Below are 21,763 nucleotides of genomic sequence, written 5' to 3'. Positions count from 1 at the left end.
GACACAGCACACGATCGGAGCAACGTCGTGATCAAACCCCGTCTCAACATCGTGGATCTCAGCGAGGTCGAGCCCAACACCAGGCGCGGTGGCGATCTGCGCGCCATGCTCACCCCCACCACGGTCGGCTCCACCAGCGGATTCATGGGCGTGGCCATCGTGCAGCCCGGCGACCGCATCGCGGAGCACTACCACCCGTACTCCGAGGAGTTCGTGTACGTCGTCTGCGGGCAGCTGGAGGTCGACCTGGACGGCGACCCCCACCCCCTGCGTCCCGAGCAAGGGCTCATGATCCCCGCCCACATGCGGCACCGCTTCCGCAACGTCGGCAACGTGGAGGCCCGCATCGTCTTCCACCTCGGCCCGCTGGCCCCGAGCCCGCCACTCGGCCACGTCGACACCGAGGAGACCGACTCCGTCCCGGTCGCGGCCCAGGAAGCCGCGGGTGCGGGCCGGACGGCCGAACGAGGGGAGGTCCGGTCATGAAGCGGCGCGTGGCGGTCACCGGGATAGGCATCGTCGCGCCGGGCGGCATCGGCATACCGGCGTTCTGGGATCTCCTGACCAACGGGCGCACCGCGACGCGGGGGATCACCTTCTTCGACCCGGCCGGCCTGCGTTCGCGGATCGCCGCCGAGTGCGACTTCGACCCTGCAGCCCACCGGCTGGACGGGGAGGACGTCGCACGATGCGACCGCTACATCCAGTTCGCCCTGGCCGCCGGCGACGAGGCGATACACGACGCCGGACTCGACCTCGACCAGGAGAACCCCTGGCGGATCGGGGTCTCCCTGGGCACCGCGGTCGGCGGCACCACCCGGCTGGAGCACGACTACGTGCTGGTCAGCCACCACGGGGAGCGCTGGGACGTGGACCACCGGGAGGCCGACCTGCATCTGCACCGCGCGTTCTCGCCCAGCACGCTCGCCTCGACGGTGGCGGAGCGGTTCGGGGCGCGCGGGCCGGTGCAGACCGTCTCCACGGGCTGCACCTCGGGGCTCGACGCGGTCGGGTACGCCTTCCACACGATCGAGGAGGGCAGGGCCGATGTGTGCGTGGCCGGTGCCTCGGACTCGCCGATATCACCGATCACCATGGCCTGCTTCGACGCGATCAAGGCCACGTCGCCGAACAACGACGATCCGGCCCACGCCTCCCGTCCCTTCGACGCCGACCGCAACGGGTTCGTCATGGGCGAGGGCGGTGCGGTGCTCGTCCTGGAGGAGCTCGAGCACGCCCTGGCCCGCGGCGCACACGTGTACTGCGAGCTCAGCGGCTACGCGACCTTCGGCAACGCCTACCACATGACCGGTCTGACCAGAGAGGGGCTGGAGATGGCCCGTGCCATCGAGACCGCCCTCGACCACGCCGAGCTCGACCGCACCGCGATCGACTACGTCAACGCCCACGGGTCGGGCACACAGCAGAACGACCGTCACGAGACCGCCGCGGTGAAGCGGGCCTTGGGACAGCACGCCTACGACACACCCATGAGCTCCATCAAGTCCATGGTGGGCCACTCCCTGGGTGCGATCGGCGCGATCGAGGTCGTCGCCTGTGTGCTGGCCCTGGCCCACCAGGTGGTACCGCCCACCGCGAACTACGAGACCCCGGACCCCGAGTGCGACCTGGACTACGTCCCGCGCGTCGCACGCGAGCGGAGACTGAACAGCGTGCTCTCCGTGGGCAGCGGGTTCGGCGGTTTCCAGTCCGCGGTGATCCTGACCCGGCCGAGGGAGAGGACACGATGAGCGAACCGCATCCGCGGCGCGCGGCCGTCACCGGAATCGGTGTGGTCGCGCCCAACGGAGCCACTACCGAGAGCTTCTGGAAGTCCACCAAGGAAGGCATCAGCGTCCTCGCCCCGGTCACCCGCGAGGGCTGTGAGCACTTGCCGCTGCGGGTGGCCGGCGAGGTACGGGACTTCGAGGCGTCGTCGGCGGTCGAGGAGCGCTATCTCGTCCAGACCGACCGGTTCACGCACTTCGCGATGGCCGCGGCCGACCTCGCGCTGGACGACGCCCGCCTCGGCCAGGCCGACACCGGCGACTCGCCGTTCTCCGTGGGCGTGGTCACCGCGGCCGGTTCCGGCGGCGGCGAGTTCGGTCAGCGGGAGCTGCAGCGGCTGTGGGGAAAGGGCAGTCGCTTCGTCGGGCCGTACCAGTCCATCGCCTGGTTCTACGCCGCCAGCACCGGCCAGATCTCCATCCGCCGCGGCTTCAAGGGCCCCTGCTCGGTCGTCGCCGCCGACGAGGCGGGCGGCCTGGACGCCATCGCGCACGCGGCGCGGGCCGTGCGGCGCGGCACCGACGTGATCGTGGCCGGGGCGACCGAGGCGCCGCTCGCCCCCTACTCGGTGGTCTGCCAGCTCGGCTACGAGGAGCTGAGCACCGTCGAGGACCCGGAGCGCGCCTACCGCCCGTTCACGGAAGGAGCTTGCGGATTCGTGCCGGCCGAGGGCGGCGCCATGCTCGTCGTGGAGGAGGAGACCGCGGCCCGGGAACGGGGGGCGCGCGTGCGAGCCACCCTGGCCGGACACGCGGCGACGTTCACCGGCGCCTCCCGCTGGGAGCAGTCCCGGGAAGGCCTCGCCGAGGCCATCCGTGCGGCCCTGGACGAGGCCGGGTGCGCCCCCGAGGAGATCGACGTGGTCTTCGCGGACGCCCTCGGCGTACCGGAAGCGGACCGTGCGGAGGCGCTGGCGATCGTCGACGCCCTCGGCTCCCACGGCCGGCGCGTGCCGGTCACCGCGCCGAAGACCGGTATCGGCCGGGGCTACTGCGCGGCGCCGGTGCTGGACACGGCAGCGGCGGTGCTCGCGCTGGAGAACCACCTGATTCCACCCACCCCCAATGTCTTCGACATCTGCCATGACCTCGACCTCGTGTCCGCCCGCGCCCGTGTCGCCGAGCTGCGCACGGCGCTGGTCCTCAGTCGGGGACTCATGGGGTCGAACTCGGCGCTGGTGCTGCGGCACGGCGCCGCCGACGCCTCGTAGCGAGGCGTCACAGTGCAAAGGAGAGTAACCGCATGAGTGACCGCATCACCGTGGAAGAGCTGGCCGAGCTGATGAAGAAGGCCGCCGGGATCACCGTCGCCCCGGCGGATCTCCAGCAGCAGTACAACTCCGGCTTCGACGCCCTCGGCATCGACTCGCTCGGACTGCTGGGCATCGTGGGCGAGTTGGAGAACCGGTACGGCACGCCGATGCCTCCCGACGCGGAGCGCAGCAAGACGCCACGGCAGTTCCTCGACCTCGTCAACAGTGCCCTCATGACAGGAGCGTGACATGGCCGGACACACACAGAACGAGATCACCATCGCCGCGCCGGTGGACCTGGTCTGGGACATGACCAACGACGTGGAGAGCTGGCCACAGCTGTTCAGCGAGTACGCCTCCGCGGAGATCCTGTCCACGGAAGGGAACAAGACCACCTTCCGGCTGACCATGCACCCCGACGACAACGGCACCGTGTGGAGCTGGGTCTCGGAACGGGAGACGGACCGCGACACGCTCAGCGTCAAGGCCCGCCGCGTCGAGACCGGGCCCTTCGCGTACATGAACATCCGGTGGCAGTACGAGGAGGTGCCCGAGGGCACCCGGATGGTGTGGACGCAGGACTTCGAGATGAAGCCCGACGCACCGGTCGACGACGCCTGGATGACGGACAACATCAACCGGAACTCCAAGGTCCAGATGGCCCTGATCCGGGACCGCATCGAGCAGGCCGCGGAACGCCGGCGTGTGCCGACCCTGACCGACTGAGCCGAACGGAAGACAGCACGATGCACCACACCCTGATCGTCGCCCGCATGGCGCCCGGGTCGGCCCCGGACATCGCCAAGATCTTCGAGGAGTCGGACCGAGGAGAGCTGCCCCACCTCGTGGGCGTCTCCCGGCGCAGTCTCTTCCAGTTCGATGACGTGTACCTGCACCTCATCGAAGCCGAACGGGACCCCGCACCCGCCATCGCCAAGGTGGCCGGGCGTCCCGAGTTCCGTGACATCAGCGAGCGGCTGTCCGCGTACGTCACCGCGTACGATCCCGCGACCTGGCGTTCACCGAAGGACGCGATGGCGCGCTGCTTCTACCGCTGGGAGCGGGACTCCACCATCTGAACGGCCACTCGGCCACCGGCCCCGGGCCCGCGACAGTCGCGGGCCCGGGGCCGGTGGTCTGCGGAGCGCGTCCGGGGTGATCAGCCGGGCACGGTGCAGTCGAACGCGTGCAGGTAGGGGTTGACCTGACGGACGTCGTCGATGACCAGCCCCGCGTCGGTCAGCCGACGGACCATGCTCTGTCTGGTGTGCTTCGCCCCACCGACATTGAGGAGCAGCAGCAGGTCCATCGCGGTGCTGAAGCGCATGGAGGGCGTGTCGTCGACGAGGTTCTCGATGACCACGATCCGCGCCCCGGGGCCGCCGGCCTCGATGACGTTGCGCAGGGTCCGCGCGGTGCTGTCGTCGTCCCACTCCAGGATGTTCTTGATGATGTACACATCGGCCCGGACCGGGACGGCCACGCGGCAGTCGCCGGGCACGATGCGCACGCGGTCCGCGAGCGCTCCTCCCGGACGCAGCCGTGGGTCGGCGTTCTCCACCACGCGCGGCAGGTCGAGCAGGGCTCCCTGGACCGACGGGTACTTCTCCAGCAGGCTCGCCAGGACATGACCCTGACCACCCCCGATGTCGGCGAGCGAAGAACTCCCCAACAGATCGAGGAACTGCGCGACGTCCCGCGCGGACTGCATGCTCGAGGTCGTCATGGCGCGGTTGAAGACGACGGCGGACTCGGGGGCGTCCTCGTTGAGGTACTCGAAGAACTCCTTTCCGTACAGGTCCTCCACGACGTTCCGGCCGGTGCGCACCGCCTCGTCCAGCCTCGGCCACGCGTCCCAGGTCCACGGTTCGGTGCACCACAGGGTGATGTAGCGCAGGCTGTGCGGATCGTCCTCGCGCAGCAGCCGGGACATGTCGGTGTGCGCGAACGTCCCGTCCTGCTGCTCGGCGAACACGCCGTAGCAGGACAGAGCCCGCAGCAGCCGTCGCAGCGGCTGCGGTTCGGTCTTCACCGCGGCCGCGAGGTCCTCCACGGCCATGGGGCCGTCACCGAGGGCGTCGGCGACTCCCAGCCGGGCAGCCGCCCGGAGCGCAGCGGCACACGCCGCCCCGAACACCAGCTCCCTCAGCCGCATGGACGGCGGTGGAGCAGTCTCTGCGGTCGTCATGTGCCGCCTTCCTTCCTTCCTGGGTCCACGGGTGACGGCAGTCGGCCGGTCAGCACAGTCCCGCGGGCTTGGACGCCCAGCAGGAGTTGTTCGCGAAGGTGTTGCCCTTGCCGGTGTCCGTGTTGACGAGGTCGGCCGGTGCGTTGCCCTCCAGCTCGTTGTCGCTGATCCGGTTCTTCTCGCTGGTGACACCGACCAGGCTCTGGAACAGGACGATGCCGCCCGACAGCGGGGAGGTACCGGCGTTGTCCTTGATCACGTTCCCCGTCACCAGGGTCTTCTCGGCGCCGGTCAGGACGACGCCGGAGCCCTGCAGGAAAGGCAGCCGTTCGGTCTTCGGGCAGTACTTGTTGTTCTCCACGACGTGGTTCTCGCGCACGGCCAGGTCGCCGGCCCTGGGCTTGTTTTCGTCACCGACGACGAACAGTCCGGCACAGTTGCCGGTGATGTGATTGCCCTCGACGCTGAGGTTGCGCAGGCGCCGAACGGTGACGCCGATCCGGTTGCCTTCCAGCTGGTTGTACTCGACCACGGTGCCCCGGGTGTCCGCGGCGCCTTCCTCGGCCGTGACCGAGTTGGCGAGGAACAGACCCGCGTCGCCGTTGCCGCGGGCGGTGTTCCCCCGGAACACGCCGCGGACCGACTGCTCCTGGGCGATGCCCCACACCCCGTTCTTCACGGCCGTCACGTTCCGGACGGTCAGCCCGTCCGTCCCGAACGCCGACACACCGTTCTTGGCGAAGCCGGTCACCGTCAGGGAGGACACGGTGACGTCCTCGAGCTTTTCGTCCTTCGTCCCCACCACGCAGATGCCGTTCCCGGCCGCGGCGCAGCTGTTGGCGGTCTTCGTCCTGCCCGGTTTGATCACCGTGCCCCGTCCCGCGCCCCGCAGGGTCAGCCCGGGCGTGGTCACCTTGACGCTCTCGCGGTAGGTGCCGGGGGACACGAGAACGGTGTCGCCCGGCTCGGCGGCGTCCACCGCCTTCTGGATCGATTCGCCCTCGACGACCACATGGATCGAATCGCCGGAAGAAGACGACGGCGAAGCGGCACCAAGACCGGTCCCGACGATTGCTGCAGTGCACGCCAGGTAGGCAATATGGCTTTTGATCATATGCCGTACAATAAGCCCCAAGTCTCCGCAAATCGGGCGGATCGTCCGTCCGACGGCGTGTCATGATTCGCTCCCTGCCGCCGACTTGGGCACATGGGCCCTTGCCCCGCCCGACGTCTGCCCGCATTCACCCGTGATCGCGGTGTGCGCAGCAGTCGGTCGGGCCGACGGCGTCGAAGGGGCGTTCCAGGCGGCAGAAGCAGGACGCCTCGATCGGTACGTCCGCCATGGCGGCGGCCAGCTTCAGCTGCTGGGCCACGATCTGCGCCTCCCCCACCTTGCCGAGGCGGACCAGGCACTCGTGGAAGCCGTGCAGGGACCAGACGTTCCCGGGGTGCTGCGAGGGGCGCGGGAGGGTGTCGTCAAGGCCCAGGTCGGCCCGGTAGACCGCCTCGGCTTCGGCGACACGTCCCTGTTCCAGCAGCAGGGCGCCGTAGGCGTGCCGGGTGGGCTGCATCCAACCCCACGGCTCGTCGTAGGGGAGGCTGTCGTCGAGTTCGATCGCCCGCTCCAGCGCGGCGAAGGCGGCGTCGTGGTTGCCCTTGCGGTACTCCAGCTCACCGTCGAGCATCGCCGAGGCGACGGCGAGGATGTCGGCGCAGGTGTTGTTGAACAGCATGCGCGTCTGCGGGACGCCGGCCAGCGCCTCGCGGAACAGTTCGCGTTCGGCCTCGGCCTCGGCGATCCGGCCGGTCGCCGAGAGGGCCATGCCGCGGGCGTAGCGCAGCATCGCGGTCGTCACGCTGTAGAGCTGCGGGTCGGCGGGCAGGGGCAGGTCCAGGATGTCCACCCAGCGGCCGAAGCGGATCAGCACATGGACCCGCATCGCGAGAAAGCCCTCCAGCCAGTCGGCCATGGGCGGGCTCTGCACGCGCAGCAGGTCCTGTGTGATGGTCGACTCGAGTTCTGCGGCGGTCTCGAGGGCGGTCCGGGACTGGCCGAGGAACATCGCGCCGTAGATCTTGAAGTGGTAGTTGTGCGAGCGGTACAGGGTGTAGAAGTTCATCGCCCCGGCCCGCGCGCGGTATTTCTCGTCGGCGGCGATGGCGTCGCTGTTGTCGGACACGACGCGCCGGTAGTCGCCGCAGAGCACCTCCAGGTGGGTGGGCATGTGCTGGAGGTGGCCGGCGTCGGGCACCAGGCCGCGCAGCCGGTCCGCGACGGGCAGCGCCGCCTCGGGCGTCGGGGACATCTCCATGAGGTGGATGTACATGTGCAGCACGCCCGGATGCCGGGCCCCGTCCTCGGTGGCCAGCGCGCGCTCGAGGACGGCCTTGGCGTCGAGCGTGCGGGCGCCTTCGGCGGGCTCGCCGGTGCGGATGTCCCACAGCTGCCAGGGCGTGAGATTCATCAGGGCGTCGGCGTAGAGGGTGACGACGTCGAGGTCGTCGGGGTCGAGTGCGTGAACGGCGCGCATGGCGTCGGCGTAGGGCGCGTTCCACACCGTGCAGTCCTCGACGGGACTCGCCTGCGGGTAGCGGGCGCGCAACGACTCGACCAGGGCGCGTTCGACGGGGGTGGCGCCGACCGCCGCCTTTTCGTGGGCGAGCTCCACGGCGGCGTGGGCGCGGTCGACACTGCGTGCCAGGTCCTGGCCGTCGAAGGCCTCCCAGGGCTTGTTGTAGTTGGGGCCGAGCGCATAGGCGATGCCCCAGTGGGCCATGGCGCAGTCGGGGTCCGCCGCGGCCGCGGCCTCGAAGCAGGAGACGGCCTCCTCGTGGTTGAAGGCATACGTCCAGGCCAGCCCGCGGTCGAACCACAGTTGGGCTTCGGGCGACGAGGTCGTCACGCGGCGGCTGTGGGTGCCGAGGTCGTAGTAGTCCATGCGTCCGTCCTCCATCCGCGACCGCCGTGCGACGATGGATGCATACCCTGCCAGCCTAGTTGCGATCTTTCGCCGGGGACGGCTCCGGCTCACATGCCGGCACAGTTCGCGGGACGCCGCCGAACAGTATGAACGCAAAGATCAAGGCCATGGCTCTTTGCTCGGCGGCTCCCTGGCATCGCGGCGCACAGCGCAACGATGCGCCAGCACGGACGAGGGAGCCGCGCCGTGAAGACATGGAAGTTTCCCGGGATCCGCCGGCCGTTCCGTCCTCGTGCGCGGGGACGCGCGGGGACGGCCACCTGCGTCGCGACCGTTCTCGCAGCTGCGCTTGCCGGTGCCCCTCCGGCCCGGGCGCAGAACGGGCCCCCGGCGTCCGCCGACTGTCCGGCGAACCTCGCCGGCAAGGCCACGTGTCACACCGGCCAGGACGCGAACGGTGCCTACTACGCCATCGCCGTCCCCCGTCACTGGAACCGTTCCCTGGTCGTCCACGCCCACGGCGGCCCCGACCTCGGGGACGGCTCCGATCCGGAGCGCAGCCTCGACGATCTGGAGCGCTGGGCGGTCATGGTGGACCAGGGCTACGCCTGGGCCGGCTCGTCCTATCGCCGCGGCGGCTACGGCACCCGCATGGCGGCCGCCGACACCGAGCACCTGCGCCGTCTGTTCGTGTCCGAGTTCGGCAGGCCGCAGCGAACCTATGTGCACGGCCAGTCGTGGGGCGGGAACGTCGCCGCCAAGGTCGTGGAGGTCTACGGCGGGCAGCGCGGCGCGTACGACGGGGCGCTGTTCACCAACGGCGTCCTCGGCGGCGGCTCCCGCGGCTACGACCACCGGGTCGACCTGCGTGTGGTCTACCAGTACTACTGCCGGAACCTGCCACGTCCCTCGGAGCCGCAGTACCCGCTGTGGCAGGGGCTGCGCCCCACGTCGACCCTGACGACGGACGGGCTGCGCGCACGGCTGCAGGAGTGCACCGGATACGCCTCCGAACCGCGCGAGCGGACCGCGCTGCAGCAGCGCAACCTCGACGACATCCTGGCCGTCACCCGGATCCCGGAGCGCACGCTGGAGTCGCACTTGCGCTTCTCGGTCTTCACGTTCCGCGACATTGTGCACAACCGGCTCGACGACCGAAATCCGTTCGGCAACCGGGGCGTGTGGTACTCCGGGTCGCACGACGACGCGGCGCTCAACGCCGGTGTCGAGCGGTTCTCCGCCGACCCGGCCGCCGTCCGGGACCTGTCCTACGACAGCGACCTCACGGGCAGGGCCGGAATCCCCGTCCTGACGCTCCACGCGATCGACGATCCGACGGTGTTCGTCGAGCACGAGGCGGCCTACCGTGCCACACTCCGGGGTGCGCACCGGGACGGGCGACTCGTGCAGACCTTCACCCGGGAGTCCGAGCACAGCGGGCTGAGCGACGCCGAGTACGCCAACTCCCTGTCGGCACTGGACGGTTGGGTGCGCAGCGGACGGAAGCCGACGCCACGGTCGATCGCCGAGTCCTGCGCCGCATTCGACCGCACCTACGGCTCCGGATGCTTCTACGACCCGGACTTCGTTCCCTCCCCCTACGCCACCCGCGTCCGGCCCCGCCCGGGCGGACTGCACTGGCCGGCCATGACCGCCGCCCAGGAGCGGGCCTGGAGCCGCATCGAGGGGGTCGGAATCGCCCCCTGACGGAGGCCGACCACGGTGGGTGCCGCCGTGTCGAACGGCGCACGTCGGGTACACAGGGCAGAGCGCGGGACGTCGCAGCGCCCGGTGCGGGTGGACTGCGGATGGATCGGTGCGGCAGAGGGAGTGGTCATGACGCAGAACAGTGATGACGCGACGCTCGCCCCACGCGTCGGGATCCCCGATCTCCCTCAGGCGGCGCAGCTGCCCCGGCCGCACCGCCGGGCGGGAGAGCCGGAACTGCCGCGCGACCGCACCCAGGCCATTCTCGAGGCGACCAAACAGGTCGGCGCGCTGCTGAAGCAGGGCGGACACGACTTCGCCCTGGCGGGCAGCGTGGCCGCCTACGCCCACGGGGCCGGCGAGAACCTCCAGCACGACGCCGATTTCTGCATCAGGCCCGAGGACGCCGACGCGGTCGCGGCCACGTTGAAGAAGGCCGGCCTCCCGGTCTACTCCCCGCCCGAGGACTGGCTGCTCAAGGCCACCTGTTTCGGGCAGGACATCGACATCATCTTCCAGCTGGCACACCGGCGCGTGACGACGGACATGCTCGACAGAGCGCAGGAGATCCCGGTCGATTCGGTGCGCATGCCGGTCCTGGCCCCGACCGACCTGCTGTCCAGCCTGCTGGCCGCGTTCTCCGAGCACCACTGTGACTTCGGTGCGGTGCTGCCCATCGCCCGGGCGCTGCGCGAGAAGGTGGACTGGGAGCGGGTACGGCGCGAGAGCGGGGACTCGCCCATGGCCGCCGCCTTCCTCTTCCTCCTCGAACGGCTCGACGTGATCACTCCGCATCACAGGGGCAGCAGCCATGACGCATCCCGGTGATCGAGGCGTGTCCGGCACTCCGGGCGCTCAGCACCTGGACTACCGCGTCGCCCACCTCCGTGACCGCCTGGCCGGTGGGCCCCTCGGTGAGCTGGGCGTGCGGGTCGAGGCGCACGGGGATGCCGTGCTGGTGACGGGGTGCGTTCCGTCCGCCCGCTGCCGCGACGACATCCGGCGCATCGTCCGGGAGGAGCTGGCCGGGCTGGTGGTGCACTGCGACATCATGGTCACCGACGCGTCGTCACCCGACCACGCGGAGGACCTCACATGATCCGGATCGCAGCCGTCGGGGACATCCACATGGGTCCGGACAGCCAGGGCCTGCTGCGTCCGGCGTTCGACACCCTGCCCGACTGCGCCGACGTCCTGTTGCTGGCCGGGGACCTCACCCGCCACGGGACCCCGCAGGAGGCCCGAGTGGTGGCCCGGGAGGTCGAGGGCCTCGGTGTCCCGGTCGTCGCCGTGCTGGGCAATCACGATCACCACGACGAACGTCCGGACGAGGTCACGGCCATCCTCCAGGACGCCGGTACCCGGGTGCTGGAGGGGCAGGCCACGGTCGTGAGCATCGGCGAGGCCCGCGTCGGGGTGGCCGGCACCAAGGGGTTCGGCGGGGGTTTCGTGGGGCGCAGTGCCGGTGAGTTCGGCGAGCCGCTCATGAAGGAGTTCGTCAGGTACTCGCGCCAGTGCGCCGACGGTCTGCGTGCGGCCCTGGAGCAGCTGGACGAAGAGGGCTGTGACGTACGGGTCGCCCTGACGCACTTCTCCCCCGTACCAGAGACGCTGGCCGGTGAGCCCCTGGAGATCTACCCGTTCCTGGGCAGCTATCTGCTGGCCGAGGCCATCGACACCGCGGGCGCGGACCTCGCGGTGCACGGGCACGCGCACGCGGGGACGGAGCACGGCATGACGAGCGGCGGCGTCAGGGTGCGCAATGTCGCGCAACCCGTCATCGGCCGCGCCTTTCACGTCTACCACGTGCCGGTGCCCGAGCGGCTGACAGCCGGCGGAACGGGGGAAGTCGCCGGGTGAGCGCCGTCTCCCCGCCTCCCTCAGTCTCCGCAGGATCCCGTGGAGGGTGATGGCGCGGCAGGTCTCTCCTGCTCTGCGCCGGTTCGGCGCGTGTGACCTCCCGGTGCGTACTGCACTTGGCGCCGCTTTCCCTCACCAAAGCGCGAAAGCCCCGCGTCGGTGACATTGGTTCGGTCCTTCCAGGCAAGCCCTCGCCTCATGGCAGCTTCACCCGTATCGGACTGGAAGGAACCATTCGCATGGTCCACAGACATGTCCCGACCGCACGCCGCGCGGCCGTGATCGCCCTCGGCACGCTGGTTCTGAGCGGGATCTGCTCGGCCGCGGGGGCCGAGCCGCCGCCCGCGCCGGGACCCCTTCCCTCGGCGGCCCGGACAGTGGGGGCCGACAGGCCGTCGCCGCAGGTGCTCCGCGCGCTCCAGCGGGACCTCGAGCTGACTCCCGCCCAGGCAGCGGAGCGATTGGTGAACGAGGCGGAGGCCGGCAGCTGGGCAGGGCGGCTGCGCAACGCGCTGGGCAAGCGCTTCGCCGGCGCCTGGGTGAGCGGTACGACATCCCAGGAGCTCACCGTCGCGACCACCGACAGCGCGGACGTGGCCGCCATCCGGGGTCAGGGCGCGAAGGCCATGGTCGTCAAGGAGTCCCTGGCCGGCCTGATGGCCGTCAAGAAGAAGCTGGACGCGGCGGCCCCCCGTGTCGCGACCACCGACACGCCGCTCTGGTACGTCGACGTCCCGGGCAACCGGGTCGTGGTAGAGGCTCACAGCCGGTCGTCCGCGGCCGCGTTCGTCAAGGCCGCCGGCCTCTCGGGCAAGCGCGTCGCCGTTCAGATGTCGGCGGACCGGCCGCGCCTGCTGGAGGACGTCGTCGGTGGAGACCCCTACTACGTCAACGGATCGATTCGCTGCTCCGTCGGCCTCTCCGTCACCAGGGCCGACCAGCAGGGCTTTGCCACCGCCGGTCACTGCGGCACGGCCGGCGACACGACGACCGGCTTCGACCAGGCCGACCAGGCCGACCAGGCCGACCAGGCCGACCAGGCCGACCAGGCCGACCAGGCCGACCAGGCCGACCAGGGCACCTTCCAGGCCTCGACGTTCCCGGGCAAGGACATGGCGTGGGTGGGCGTGAACTCGGACTGGACCGCGACCGCCGACGTCAGGGGCGAGTCGGGCCAGCGCGTGCAGGTCGCCGGTTCGGTCGAGGCGCTGCTCGGGGCGTCGGTGTGCCGCTCCGGCTCGACCAGTGGCTGGCACTGCGGCACGATCCAGCAGCACGGTACGAGCGTCAGGTACCCCGAGGGTGTGGTGAACGGCCTGACCCGGACGACGGTGTGCGCCGAACCGGGCGACTCCGGCGGCCCGTACCTCTGGGGTGCTCAGGCGCAGGGGATCACCTCCGGCGGGACGGGCGACTGCACGAGCGGTGGAACGACCTACTATCAGCCCATCAACCCGCTGCTCAGCGACTTCGGCCTGATCCTCAGGACGGCTTCCGACACGACGGCGACACCGGCCCCGCAGGACGGCGGCGCCGGCGGCTGGACCTCGGGGCGCGTCTACGGCGTCGGGGCCACGGTGAACCACAACGGAGTGCGTTATCAGTGCCTGCAGACCCACCAGGCGCAGGGCTCCTGGACGCCGGCGGCGACTCCCGCGTTGTGGCAGCGCCTCTGACAGGTCCCACGGAACTCGCCGGCACCGGCCGCGGCCCTCTCGCGCCCGCGACCGGGGCCGGGGCCGCTGTGTGGCGCGGATCACACGGAAAGACTCCACCGCCACACATCGCTCGTCGCTGCGATTACCGAATATCGGACAACCGGCAGCACCCTTTGGATATGCCGGGCAGAAGCAGTACACGACCTTGGAATCGCAAGACTAATAAGCGATCAGTCATCGATCATTGGGCTATTGCAAGACACGCTCACTGAAAGTCACGCAGAGTTGCCACGGAAACCGCAGGATTTAACGTCCTGTTCATGACTCAGCTGGACGTACGGCCCGGAGCCGGAGACACAGGCGACGCCACCCCTGCCGAGGGCATGCGCGCCAAGGGCCTGAGCGGGAACTCCGTCGGCCTGCTGGGCAGCGCGGTCATCGGTGTGTCCACCGTGGCGCCCGTGTACTGCCTGACCTCGACGCTCGGTTCGACCGCGGGCGAGGTGGGTGTGCAGATGCCCGCTGTGTTCCTCGCCGGGTTCCTGCCGATGCTGCTCGTCGCCTTCGCCTACCGCGAGCTGAACAAGGCCATGCCGGACTGCGGTACCTCGTTCACCTGGACGGTGAAGGCGTTCGGGCCGCGTGTGGGCTGGATGTGCGGCTGGGGCCTGGTGATCGCCACGATCATCGTGCTGTCGAACCTGGCCGGCGTGGCGACCTCGTACTTCTGGCTGCTCGCGGGTGAGGTCACGGGCAGTGACGCCGTCGCCGCGCTCGACGACAACAAGGCCGTCCACATCGTCACCTGTCTCGCGCTGATCGCGGTCGCGACGGTGATCAGTTACCGCGGTATGACCGCCACGAAGGGTGTGCAGTACGCACTGGTGGCGCTCCAGCTGGTGGTGCTGGGTGTGTTCGTGGCGATGGCCTTCGGGAAGGCGGGGAGCCCCGCGTTCCCGACGTCGGCCGAGTTCTCGTGGTCATGGCTGAATCCGTTCGCCGTCCAGTCGTTCGCCGCGTTCACCGCCGGACTGTCGCTGTCGATCTTCATGTACTGGGGCTGGGACGCCTGTCTGACCGCCAACGAGGAGACCAGCGGCAGCAGCCGCACCCCCGGCCGGGCGGCACTGGTCGCCATGGTGGTGCTGGTCGGCTCGTACCTCGCCACGGGGGTGGCCGCGCAGATGGTCGTCGGCTCCGGTGACCAGGGGCTGGGGCTGGCCAACCCCGAGACCTCCGACAACGTCTTCGCCGCACTGGCGGGCCCGGTGATGGGTCCGGCGCTCGGCATCCTGCTGTTCCTCGCGGTGCTCGCCTCGGCCGCGGCCAGCCTGCAGACCACGTTCATCCCGGTGGCCCGTACGGTGCTGGCCATGTCGGCATACGAAGCACTGCCGGCGTCGTACGCCCGGGTCCATCCGCGCTTCCGTACGCCGGGGCGCGCCACGGTGACCGCAGGTGTCGCGACCGCGGTGTTCTACACCGTGATGACGCTGGTCAGCGAGCACGTACTGGTGGACACGATCTACGCGCTCGGCCTGATGATCTGCTTCTACTACGCCCTCACGGCCTTCGCCTGCGTCTGGTACTTCCGGGCGGAGCTGCTGCGGTCCGGACGGGACCTGCTGTTCAAGGGGCTGTTCCCGGTCGTCGGCGGGGTGCTGCTGGCGGCCGTGTTCGCCAAGACCCTCGTCGACATGTGGGACCCGGCGTACGGCAGCGGGTCGTCCGTGCTGGGGGTGGGGTCGGTGTTCGTCATCGGCGTGGGGCTGCTCGCCCTGGGCCTGGTGATCATGACGGTGATGCGGTGGCGCAGCCCTGCCTTCTTCCGCGGCGAGGTGCTGACGAGGTCGACGCCGGCGCTGGTCGCGCAGGACTGACCGGGGTGCGATGCGGCAAGGGACGCGTTGGCTGCCCTTGCCGCATCGCAGGAACGGTTGAATTGCGTGTCAACAGGCGGTGACCGTCCCCGCAACTGCGTGCGCGCGCCTTGCCGACAAGCAACGGCGTACCGCATGGTTGACGCGCGTCACACGTCCCTTCGCGCTCGACACCACCTCACGTCCCCCCGGCATGGAGGCCGTATGTACACACGCACCGTCAGACTCGTCCTCACGTTTGTCATGATCATGGCTGGCGCCTGCGCGGGTACGCTCGCCACGGCAAGCACCGCGCACGCCGACGGCTGCTACACCTGGAGCCGCACACTCTCGCAGGGCTCCTCGGGCGCCGATGTCACCCAGCTGCAGATCCGGCTCGGCGGCTATCCGGGCTACGGTTCCGTCCTGGCCGTCGACGGCGAGTTCGGGCCGGCCACCACGGCCGCCCTCAAGCGCTTTCAGTCGGCGTACGGCCTCACGGCCGACGGCGTGGCGGGGCCGAACACCTTCAACAAGCTGTACGCCCTGCAGGACGACGACTGCACCCCGATTCACTTCTCCTACAGCGAGTTGAACGACTGCAACAGCACCTGGTCCGGCGGCGCGGTCAGCGCGGCGACCGCCAAGTCCAACGCGCTGCACAGCATGTGGAAGCTGGAAGCCATGCGGCACGCGCTGGGCGACCAGCCGATCACAGTGACCAGCGGCTTCAGGTCCTACGCCTGCAACAGCGCCGTGGGCGGCGCGAGCAACAGCCGTCATCTGTACGGCGACGCCGTCGACCTCGGGGCCGGACCGCACTCCCTGTGCACCCTCGCCAAGCAGGCCCGCAACCACGGCTTCCGGGGCATTCTCGGCCCCGGCTATCCCGGCCACGACGACCACACGCACCTCGACCACCGCGCCAGTCAGTACTGGTCGGCGCCCACCTGCGGCATCTGAGCCGGACGCGAACGAGCGGCGGGTTCCCCGACAGCACCGGGGAACCCGCCTACGACCGTGCAGTCATCCGTGCCGGAAGACGTCCTTGCCTTTCTCCTTCGCCTGGCGCGCATCGCCCTTGGCCTGCTCCACCTTGCCTTCGGCCGTCATGCGCTCGTTGCCGACTGCGCGGCCCATCGCCTCCTTGGCCTTCCCCTTGGCCTGTTCCATCTTGGCCTTGGCCTTCTTCTCTCGCGCCACGGTGGTTCACTCCAAGTCACCAGCGACTTTCCGATGTCACTCACCGTGTGGCCCGGAACGCGACACCCAAACGTGCCGGCCCGTCGGTGGGCCGTCAGATGTCCCGGGGCTCCAGGGGCCGCACGGCCGGGCCGTGAAGGACCTGCCCGTCGGGGGCGAAGCGCGAGCCGTGGCACGGGCACTCCCAGGCCTGTTCGGCCCGGTTGAACGCCACCAGGCAGCCGAGGTGTGTACAGCGCGCGGACACCGCGTGCAGCCGCCCGTCCTCGTCCCGGTGCACCGCGCAACCCCGGCCGGCTATGCGGACGACGGCACCGTCGCCGGGGGCGAGCTCGTCGAGCGACGGCCGAGTCAGGGCCGGCAACCGGTCGCCGACGAAATGCCGGGCGACATGGATCTGGTGACGCAGGAACCGCGCTCCCTCGCGCAGGACTGGGGTGATGCGGCGCGGATCGTACAGCTCGCTCCACGGCGACTCCTGTCCGGTGATCTCGTCGCAGAGCAGGCGCCCCGCCATGATCCCGCCGGTGAGTCCCCAGCCGCCGAAGCCGGTGGCGACGTAGACGTGGCGGCTGGCGGGATGCAGCAGGCCGACGAGCGGTACGGAGTCGGTGGAGTCGTTGTCCTGGGTGGCCCAGCGGTGGCTGATGCTCAGCTCGCCGAAGGTGCGTTGGCCCCACCCCGTGAGCGTCGCGAACCGCTCCTCCACGTCCTGGCCGACGCCGAGGTTGAAGCGTTCCCCGGTCACGATGAGGAGCCGCTTACCGTCCGCGTACGGTGCCGTCCGCACCGAGCGGGTGCGGTGCTCGGGCGTGATGTACATGCCGCCGGGGGCCTTGGACGCATCGACGGGGGCGGCGACCACCACCTCCCGGCGCGGCGCGAGGCGGGTGAAGAGCAGGGCCCGGTCGAAGACCGGGTAGTGGGTGGCCACCACGACGTCCCGGGCGGTCACCGCGATCCCCTCTTCGGTGGTCAGCACACACGGCTCCCCCTCGGTCAGCCCGAGGACGCGGGTGCCTTCGTACAGTTGTCCGCCGCCGCGCCGGACGGCGTCGGCCACCGCCATGAGGTACTTCCGCGGATGGAACTGGGCCTGATCCGCGACCCGGACCGCGCCCGCGACGGGGAACGGCAGCTCTGTCTCCGTCACGTACTCGGCGGGCAGACCCGCCTCCCGGGCCGCCTCGGCCTCGGCCCTCAGATCGGGTATCCGGCGCCGGTCCTGCGCGTAGGTGTACGCGGCCGTGTCCTCCCAGTCGCAGTCGATGCCCAGGTCGCCGACGATCTCGGCGGCGCGGTGGATCGCCTCCGTCTGCGAGCGCGCGTACAACCGTGCCCCGTCCGTGCCGCGGGTGCGGCGGAGCCGGTCGTAGATCAGGGTGTGCTGGGCGCTGAGTTTGGCGGTGGTGTGACCGGTGACGCCGGCCGCGATCCGGTCGGCCTCCAGCACCGCGACGCCGTACCCACGCCGGGTCAGCTCCCAGGCGGTGCTCAGGCCGGCCATGCCGGCGCCCACGACGGCGACGTCGACCTCGAAGTCGCCGGCCGGTGCCGGAGCCGGGTCGCCCGGGGGCAGGGTGTCGAGCCAGTACGACCGGCCGGTTGCCGCCTGCGCGTTCATGGCGGCCGAGTTCCCGTGGCCGGTGCCGGTCACACGGTGGCGTACCACCGCGGGGTACGCCCGGGAAAAGCGAGTTGCCGCGGCCGGACGCCGGTGACAGGGTCGCGGCCATGCCCACCTTCTCCGCGTACGACGGAACCGAGCTCGCCCACCACGTCCTCGGGGACGGCCCTCCCCTGGTGTGTCTGCCCGGCGGCCCCATGCAGGCCTCCGCATACCTCGGGGACCTGGGCGGGCTGGCGGCGCACCGCCGGCTGATCATGCTGGATCTCCGGGGCACCGGCGGCTCGGCGGAGCCCAGGGATCCCGGCTCCTACCGCTGCGACCGGCAGGTCGACGACGTGGAGGCGCTGCGCGAGCACCTCGGCCTGGAGCGGATGGATCTGCTGGCGCATTCGGCCGGCGCCAATCTGGCGGCGCTCTACATGGCCCGCCACCCGGAGCGCGTCGGCCGGCTCGTGCTGGTCACGCCGAGCGTCATCGCCGTCGGGGTCCCGGTCACCGGCGACGACCGGCGGGCTGCGGCGGAGCTGCGCCGGGCGGAGCCGTGGTTTCCGGAGGCGTTCGCGGCGCTGGAAACGATCGTCGCCGGACAGGCGACCCCCGCCTCGTGGCAGGCCATCGCACCGTTCTACTACGGCCGCTGGGACGAAGCGGCCCAGGCGCATCGGGCCGCCGAGGACGAGCAGCGCAACGCTGAGGCCGCGGCGGCCTACGCTGGGGAAGGCGCCTTCGATCCGGCAGCCACGCGTGCGGCACTCGCACGGTTCGGGTCGCCGGTGCTGCTGCTCGCCGGGGAGGTCGATCTGGCGGCCCCGCGGCGGGCCATGGCCGAGTTCCAGGGGTTGTTTCCGGGTGCCGAGCTGGTCGTCCAGTCCGGTGCCGGACACTTTCCGTGGCTCGACGACGGAAGGCGGTTCGTGGGAATCGTCACGGAGTTTCTGAGGTGAGCTGCCGTGCGGGCGGATGACCTGGTGCCACTGGGCCGCACCGGCCTGCGGGTCAGCCGGCTGGGGCTGGGGCTGGCATCGGTGGGCGGGCTCTTCGCCCCGGTCGCGCAGGACACGGCGGCCGCGGTGATCGACACGGCCTGGGAGGCCGGGATACGGCTGTACGACACGGCGCCCGTGTACGGGTACGGGCGCTCGGAGTCCCGCACCGGCGCGGCGCTGGCAAGCCGGCCTCGCGAGGCGTACGTCCTGTGCACGAAGGTGGGGCGCATCATCGAGCCGGGAGGGCCCGACACCCAGCCGATCTGGGCGGACCCTCCGCCCGGCCTGGGGCCCCGGCTGGACTACTCGTACGCCGGGGTACTGCGCTGCATCCAGGAGAGCCTGGCGCGGCTGCGGCTCGACCGGATCGACGTGGTGCACGTCCATGATCCCGACGAGGACTTCCCCACCGCCGTGCGCGAGGCCTATCGTGCGCTGGCCGACCTGCGGGACGCAGGCACCGTCAGGGCGGTGTCGATCGGCGTCAACCATGCGCCCGTGGCCGTGCGTTTCCTGCGCGAGGCCGCCCCGCCCGGGCCCGACTGCGTCCTGCTGGCCGGCCGCTACACCCTGCTCGATCAGTCCGGCCTGGACGAGTTGCTGCCGTTGTGCGCCGAGCGGGGCGTCGCGGTCATGGCGGCGGGCGTGTACCAGGGCGGACTGCTCGCCGACCCCCGTCCTGGGGCGCTGCACGGGTACGGGGCCGTTCCGCGGCGGCTCCTGTGGCGGGTACGGGCCTGGGCGGCGGTGTGCCGGGCGTTCGACGTGCCGCTGCTGGCGGCCGCGGTGCAGTTCCCACTCGGGCATCCCGCCGTCACTAGTGTGGTGGTCGGTGCACGCTCGCCCGACGAGGTGACCGGCAGCGTGGACTCCTTCAACCACCCGGTGCCGCCAGGTTTCTGGCGGGCCGTCAAGGCCGCCGGCCTCCTTCCCGAGCACGCGCCCACGCCCGGCGGCTAGGGCCTGTCCGGCGGATCAGGTCGCAGGAAATTGGCGGCGTCTGCGGCATGATCCGCCGGACAGGCCCTAGAGTCGCCGGAACCGCCACACGTGGTCGTCCCGGAAGCCTTCCCGGCCGTCCGGGGAGACGTTCGTACGTCGTACCGTCTCCGCCGTCTCGACGATCCACTCCCCGTCGGGCAGCGCCAGTTCGGCCGGCACCCCGTCGAGCGTGGGAAAGACGGCGTCGAAGGGCGGCTCGGTCTGCCAGGACGGCCAGCCGCCGTGCATCACGATCAGCAGCGTGCCTTTGTCCGCGACCGCGTCGGCGGCGCGCCGCAGGATCCACTCCTGGTCCAGCCCCACCGGGGACTGCAGGTACTGGGCGTTCACGAGGTCGAAGGAGCCCTCGGGGAAGGACTCGCCGAGCTCGTGGCGTTCCCAACCGGTGCGGTCGCCGACTCCTGCGTCGACGGCGTGCAGGGCCGCGCGTTCGAGGGCGGTGACCGAGATGTCGACGCCGGTGACGTGCCAGCCGCGGGACGCCAGCCAGATGGCGTCCCCGCCCTCGCCGCATCCGAGGTCGAGGGCGCGGCCCGGCTCCAGGTCGGCGACCTCTCGCACGAGCAGCTGGTTCGGGCGGCCACTCCAGACACGGTCGGTGTCGCGGTAGCGGGTCTCCCAGAACTCTGCGGGCTGGGTGGGCGCGGGGAGTTCGGGCATGGTGCCTCCTGGTCGTCTGCTCGGTCAGGGTCGCCGTATGCCGTTTGGCGCCCTCGTGACCGAGCCTGGATCGCCGCCGCTCCGGCGACAACCGGCTTTGCCGATACGGCAAAGTGCGGTTCTCTCCGGACCGGCCGCAGGCTGTCGTACCGTGGTCGCCGTGCGCGAAGGACCCGACACGGCAGCGGCGAGGATCACCGGGCGGGAAGTGACCGGAGTCCGTGCGCTGTCCGGCGCGCTCGCCGAGGTCTCCCTCGACGGCGGGCAGGTGGTGATCGCGAAACGCCAGGACGCGCCGGGCGGCGTGGGGACCGAGGCCGCCGGGCTGCGCTGGCTGGGCGAGGCGGGCACGGTCCGCGTACCGGCCGTGCATGGTCATGACGGGGAGTGGCTGGTGACCGAACGCGTCCCGACCGGCCGGCCCAGTAGGCAGGCGGCGGTCCGGTTCGGCCGGGACCTGGCCGCCCTGCACGCCCGTGGTGCGGCAGCGTTCGGGGTTCCGCCCCCCGGCGGACCCAGGGACGCGTCCATCGGACTCGCCCCCATGCGCAACGTCCCCGGTGACGACTGGCCGACCTGGTACGCCGAGCACCGGGTCCTCCCCTATCTCCGCCGCGCCGTGGACGACGGGACGCTGCGGCCCGCCGAGGCGTCCGTCGTCGACCAGGCCTGCGAGCGGCTCCCCGGGCTCGCAGGCCCGGCCGAGCCGCCCGCCCGGCTGCACGGCGACCTGTGGAACGGCAACGTGCTGTGGGGCGCGGACCGACAGGCCTGGCTCATCGACCCTGCCGCGCACGGCGGCCACCGGGAGACCGACCTGGCCATGCTCCACCTCTTCGGCTGCCCCCACCTGGACCAGGTGCTCGACGGCTACCAGGAAACGGCCCCGCTCGCGGAGGGTTGGCGGGACCGCATCGGCCTCCACCAGCTCTTCCCCCTCCTCGTCCACACCGTCCTGTTCGGCCGGACCTACGCCGTGCAGGCGGTGGAGACAGCGCGGGCGGCACTGGCACGGTGACGGGGGGATACAGTGATCCGCCTCAACCGAG

22 protein-coding genes are annotated in these 21,763 nt (G+C 70.9%); 16 read left to right on the top strand and 6 right to left on the bottom strand.

The genetic code is table 11. The features are described 5' to 3' along the window. Positions 1-27: 27 nt before the first annotated feature. From ACKTSN_RS44880 to ACKTSN_RS44855, 6 genes are read left to right on the top strand one after another with little or no spacing between them, the layout of a single operon-like run. Complete coding sequence (locus ACKTSN_RS44880) at positions 28-486, top strand: cupin domain-containing protein (protein WP_409474320.1); 459 nt, start codon at positions 28-30, stop codon at positions 484-486. Beyond that, positions 483-1,751, top strand: coding sequence for a beta-ketoacyl-[acyl-carrier-protein] synthase family protein (locus ACKTSN_RS44875; protein ID WP_409474319.1), 1,269 nt, complete (start codon positions 483-485; stop codon positions 1,749-1,751). The genes ACKTSN_RS44880 and ACKTSN_RS44875 overlap by 4 nt, the downstream gene beginning before the upstream one ends. After that, positions 1,748-2,998, top strand: a complete 1,251-nt coding sequence (locus ACKTSN_RS44870) for a ketosynthase chain-length factor (RefSeq protein ID WP_409474318.1) — start codon at positions 1,748-1,750, stop codon at positions 2,996-2,998. The genes ACKTSN_RS44875 and ACKTSN_RS44870 overlap by 4 nt, the downstream gene beginning before the upstream one ends. 32 nt (positions 2,999-3,030) lie before the next feature. Continuing rightward, positions 3,031-3,288: an acyl carrier protein gene (locus ACKTSN_RS44865; RefSeq protein WP_409474317.1), complete on the top strand. Its 258-nt coding sequence runs from the start codon at positions 3,031-3,033 to the stop codon at positions 3,286-3,288. Position 3,289: 1 nt separating this feature from the next. Then, positions 3,290-3,766: an SRPBCC family protein gene (locus tag ACKTSN_RS44860; RefSeq protein WP_409474316.1), complete on the top strand. Its 477-nt coding sequence runs from the start codon at positions 3,290-3,292 to the stop codon at positions 3,764-3,766. Positions 3,767-3,786: 20 nt separating this feature from the next. Next, the gene (locus ACKTSN_RS44855) at positions 3,787-4,119 is read left to right on the top strand and encodes a TcmI family type II polyketide cyclase (RefSeq protein ID WP_409474315.1); all 333 of its coding nucleotides are present in this window, start codon (positions 3,787-3,789) and stop codon (positions 4,117-4,119) included. Positions 4,120-4,199: 80 nt separating this feature from the next. On the opposite strand, the gene ACKTSN_RS44850 is transcribed toward ACKTSN_RS44855, so the two are convergent. The 3 genes from ACKTSN_RS44850 to ACKTSN_RS44840 all read right to left on the bottom strand — a co-directional run bounded on the left by ACKTSN_RS44850 (position 4,200) and on the right by ACKTSN_RS44840 (position 8,167). Further along, positions 4,200-5,228 carry a methyltransferase gene (locus ACKTSN_RS44850; RefSeq protein WP_409474314.1) on the bottom strand — a complete coding sequence of 343 codons (1,029 nt, stop codon included), beginning with the start codon at positions 5,226-5,228 and terminating at the stop codon, positions 4,200-4,202. A 49-nt stretch (positions 5,229-5,277) separates the two neighbouring features. Continuing rightward, entirely contained in the window at positions 5,278-6,342 is a 1,065-nt protein-coding gene (locus ACKTSN_RS44845; RefSeq protein ID WP_409474313.1) for a right-handed parallel beta-helix repeat-containing protein, read from the bottom strand. A gap of 127 nt (positions 6,343-6,469) precedes the next feature. After that, positions 6,470-8,167: a tetratricopeptide repeat protein gene (locus ACKTSN_RS44840; protein WP_409474312.1), complete on the bottom strand. Its 1,698-nt coding sequence runs from the start codon at positions 8,165-8,167 to the stop codon at positions 6,470-6,472. A 252-nt stretch (positions 8,168-8,419) separates the two neighbouring features. Between ACKTSN_RS44840 and ACKTSN_RS44835 the strand changes: the two genes are divergently transcribed. The 7 genes from ACKTSN_RS44835 to ACKTSN_RS44805 all read left to right on the top strand — a co-directional run bounded on the left by ACKTSN_RS44835 (position 8,420) and on the right by ACKTSN_RS44805 (position 16,196). Next, positions 8,420-9,856, top strand: coding sequence for a hypothetical protein (locus ACKTSN_RS44835; protein WP_409475083.1), 1,437 nt, complete (start codon positions 8,420-8,422; stop codon positions 9,854-9,856). 129 nt (positions 9,857-9,985) lie between these two features. Next, positions 9,986-10,684, top strand: a complete 699-nt coding sequence (locus ACKTSN_RS44830) for a nucleotidyltransferase family protein (protein ID WP_409474311.1) — start codon at positions 9,986-9,988, stop codon at positions 10,682-10,684. After that, positions 10,668-10,955 carry a BON domain-containing protein gene (locus ACKTSN_RS44825; protein ID WP_409474310.1) on the top strand — a complete coding sequence of 96 codons (288 nt, stop codon included), beginning with the start codon at positions 10,668-10,670 and terminating at the stop codon, positions 10,953-10,955. Before ACKTSN_RS44830 ends, ACKTSN_RS44825 begins: the two co-directional genes overlap by 17 nt. Further along, positions 10,952-11,716: a metallophosphoesterase family protein gene (locus ACKTSN_RS44820; protein WP_409474309.1), complete on the top strand. Its 765-nt coding sequence runs from the start codon at positions 10,952-10,954 to the stop codon at positions 11,714-11,716. The genes ACKTSN_RS44825 and ACKTSN_RS44820 overlap by 4 nt, the downstream gene beginning before the upstream one ends. 239 nt (positions 11,717-11,955) lie before the next feature. Next, on the top strand, positions 11,956-13,392 hold the full coding sequence (locus ACKTSN_RS44815; protein WP_409474308.1) for a trypsin-like serine protease: 1,437 nt from the start codon (positions 11,956-11,958) through the stop codon (positions 13,390-13,392). 302 nt (positions 13,393-13,694) lie between these two features. Next, positions 13,695-15,254: an APC family permease gene (locus ACKTSN_RS44810; RefSeq protein WP_409474307.1), complete on the top strand. Its 1,560-nt coding sequence runs from the start codon at positions 13,695-13,697 to the stop codon at positions 15,252-15,254. Between the two features lie 204 nt (positions 15,255-15,458). Then, complete coding sequence (locus tag ACKTSN_RS44805; protein WP_409474306.1) at positions 15,459-16,196, top strand: D-Ala-D-Ala carboxypeptidase family metallohydrolase; 738 nt, start codon at positions 15,459-15,461, stop codon at positions 16,194-16,196. 63 nt (positions 16,197-16,259) lie between these two features. Here the strand turns inward: ACKTSN_RS44805 and ACKTSN_RS44800 are convergent, their stop codons facing one another. Continuing rightward, a complete protein-coding gene (locus ACKTSN_RS44800) occupies positions 16,260-16,436 on the bottom strand; it encodes a CsbD family protein (RefSeq protein ID WP_409474305.1) in 177 nt (58 codons plus the stop codon). A gap of 94 nt (positions 16,437-16,530) precedes the next feature. Then, positions 16,531-18,060 carry an FAD-dependent oxidoreductase gene (locus tag ACKTSN_RS44795; RefSeq protein WP_409475082.1) on the bottom strand — a complete coding sequence of 510 codons (1,530 nt, stop codon included), beginning with the start codon at positions 18,058-18,060 and terminating at the stop codon, positions 16,531-16,533. A gap of 110 nt (positions 18,061-18,170) precedes the next feature. Here ACKTSN_RS44795 and ACKTSN_RS44790 point away from each other — a divergent pair, with 110 nt between their 5' ends. After that, a complete protein-coding gene (locus tag ACKTSN_RS44790; RefSeq protein ID WP_409474304.1) occupies positions 18,171-19,010 on the top strand; it encodes an alpha/beta fold hydrolase in 840 nt (279 codons plus the stop codon). Positions 19,011-19,016: 6 nt separating this feature from the next. Next, positions 19,017-20,012 (top strand): aldo/keto reductase, encoded by a 996-nt coding sequence (locus tag ACKTSN_RS44785; RefSeq protein ID WP_409474303.1) that lies wholly within the window; start codon positions 19,017-19,019, stop codon positions 20,010-20,012. Between the two features lie 66 nt (positions 20,013-20,078). Here the strand turns inward: ACKTSN_RS44785 and ACKTSN_RS44780 are convergent, their stop codons facing one another. After that, the gene (locus tag ACKTSN_RS44780; RefSeq protein WP_409474302.1) at positions 20,079-20,714 is read right to left on the bottom strand and encodes a class I SAM-dependent methyltransferase; all 636 of its coding nucleotides are present in this window, start codon (positions 20,712-20,714) and stop codon (positions 20,079-20,081) included. 160 nt (positions 20,715-20,874) lie between these two features. Here ACKTSN_RS44780 and ACKTSN_RS44775 point away from each other — a divergent pair, with 160 nt between their 5' ends. Then, a complete protein-coding gene (locus ACKTSN_RS44775; protein WP_409474301.1) occupies positions 20,875-21,732 on the top strand; it encodes a fructosamine kinase family protein in 858 nt (285 codons plus the stop codon). Positions 21,733-21,763 lie beyond the last annotated feature (31 nt).

It is taken from the genome of Streptomyces flavusporus, assembly GCF_046267975.1.
In the GTDB taxonomy this organism is placed as follows: domain Bacteria; phylum Actinomycetota; class Actinomycetes; order Streptomycetales; family Streptomycetaceae; genus Streptomyces; species Streptomyces flavusporus.
Note: the sequence above shows the minus strand (reverse complement) of the source record. Positions and strands in the feature narration are given on the sequence as shown.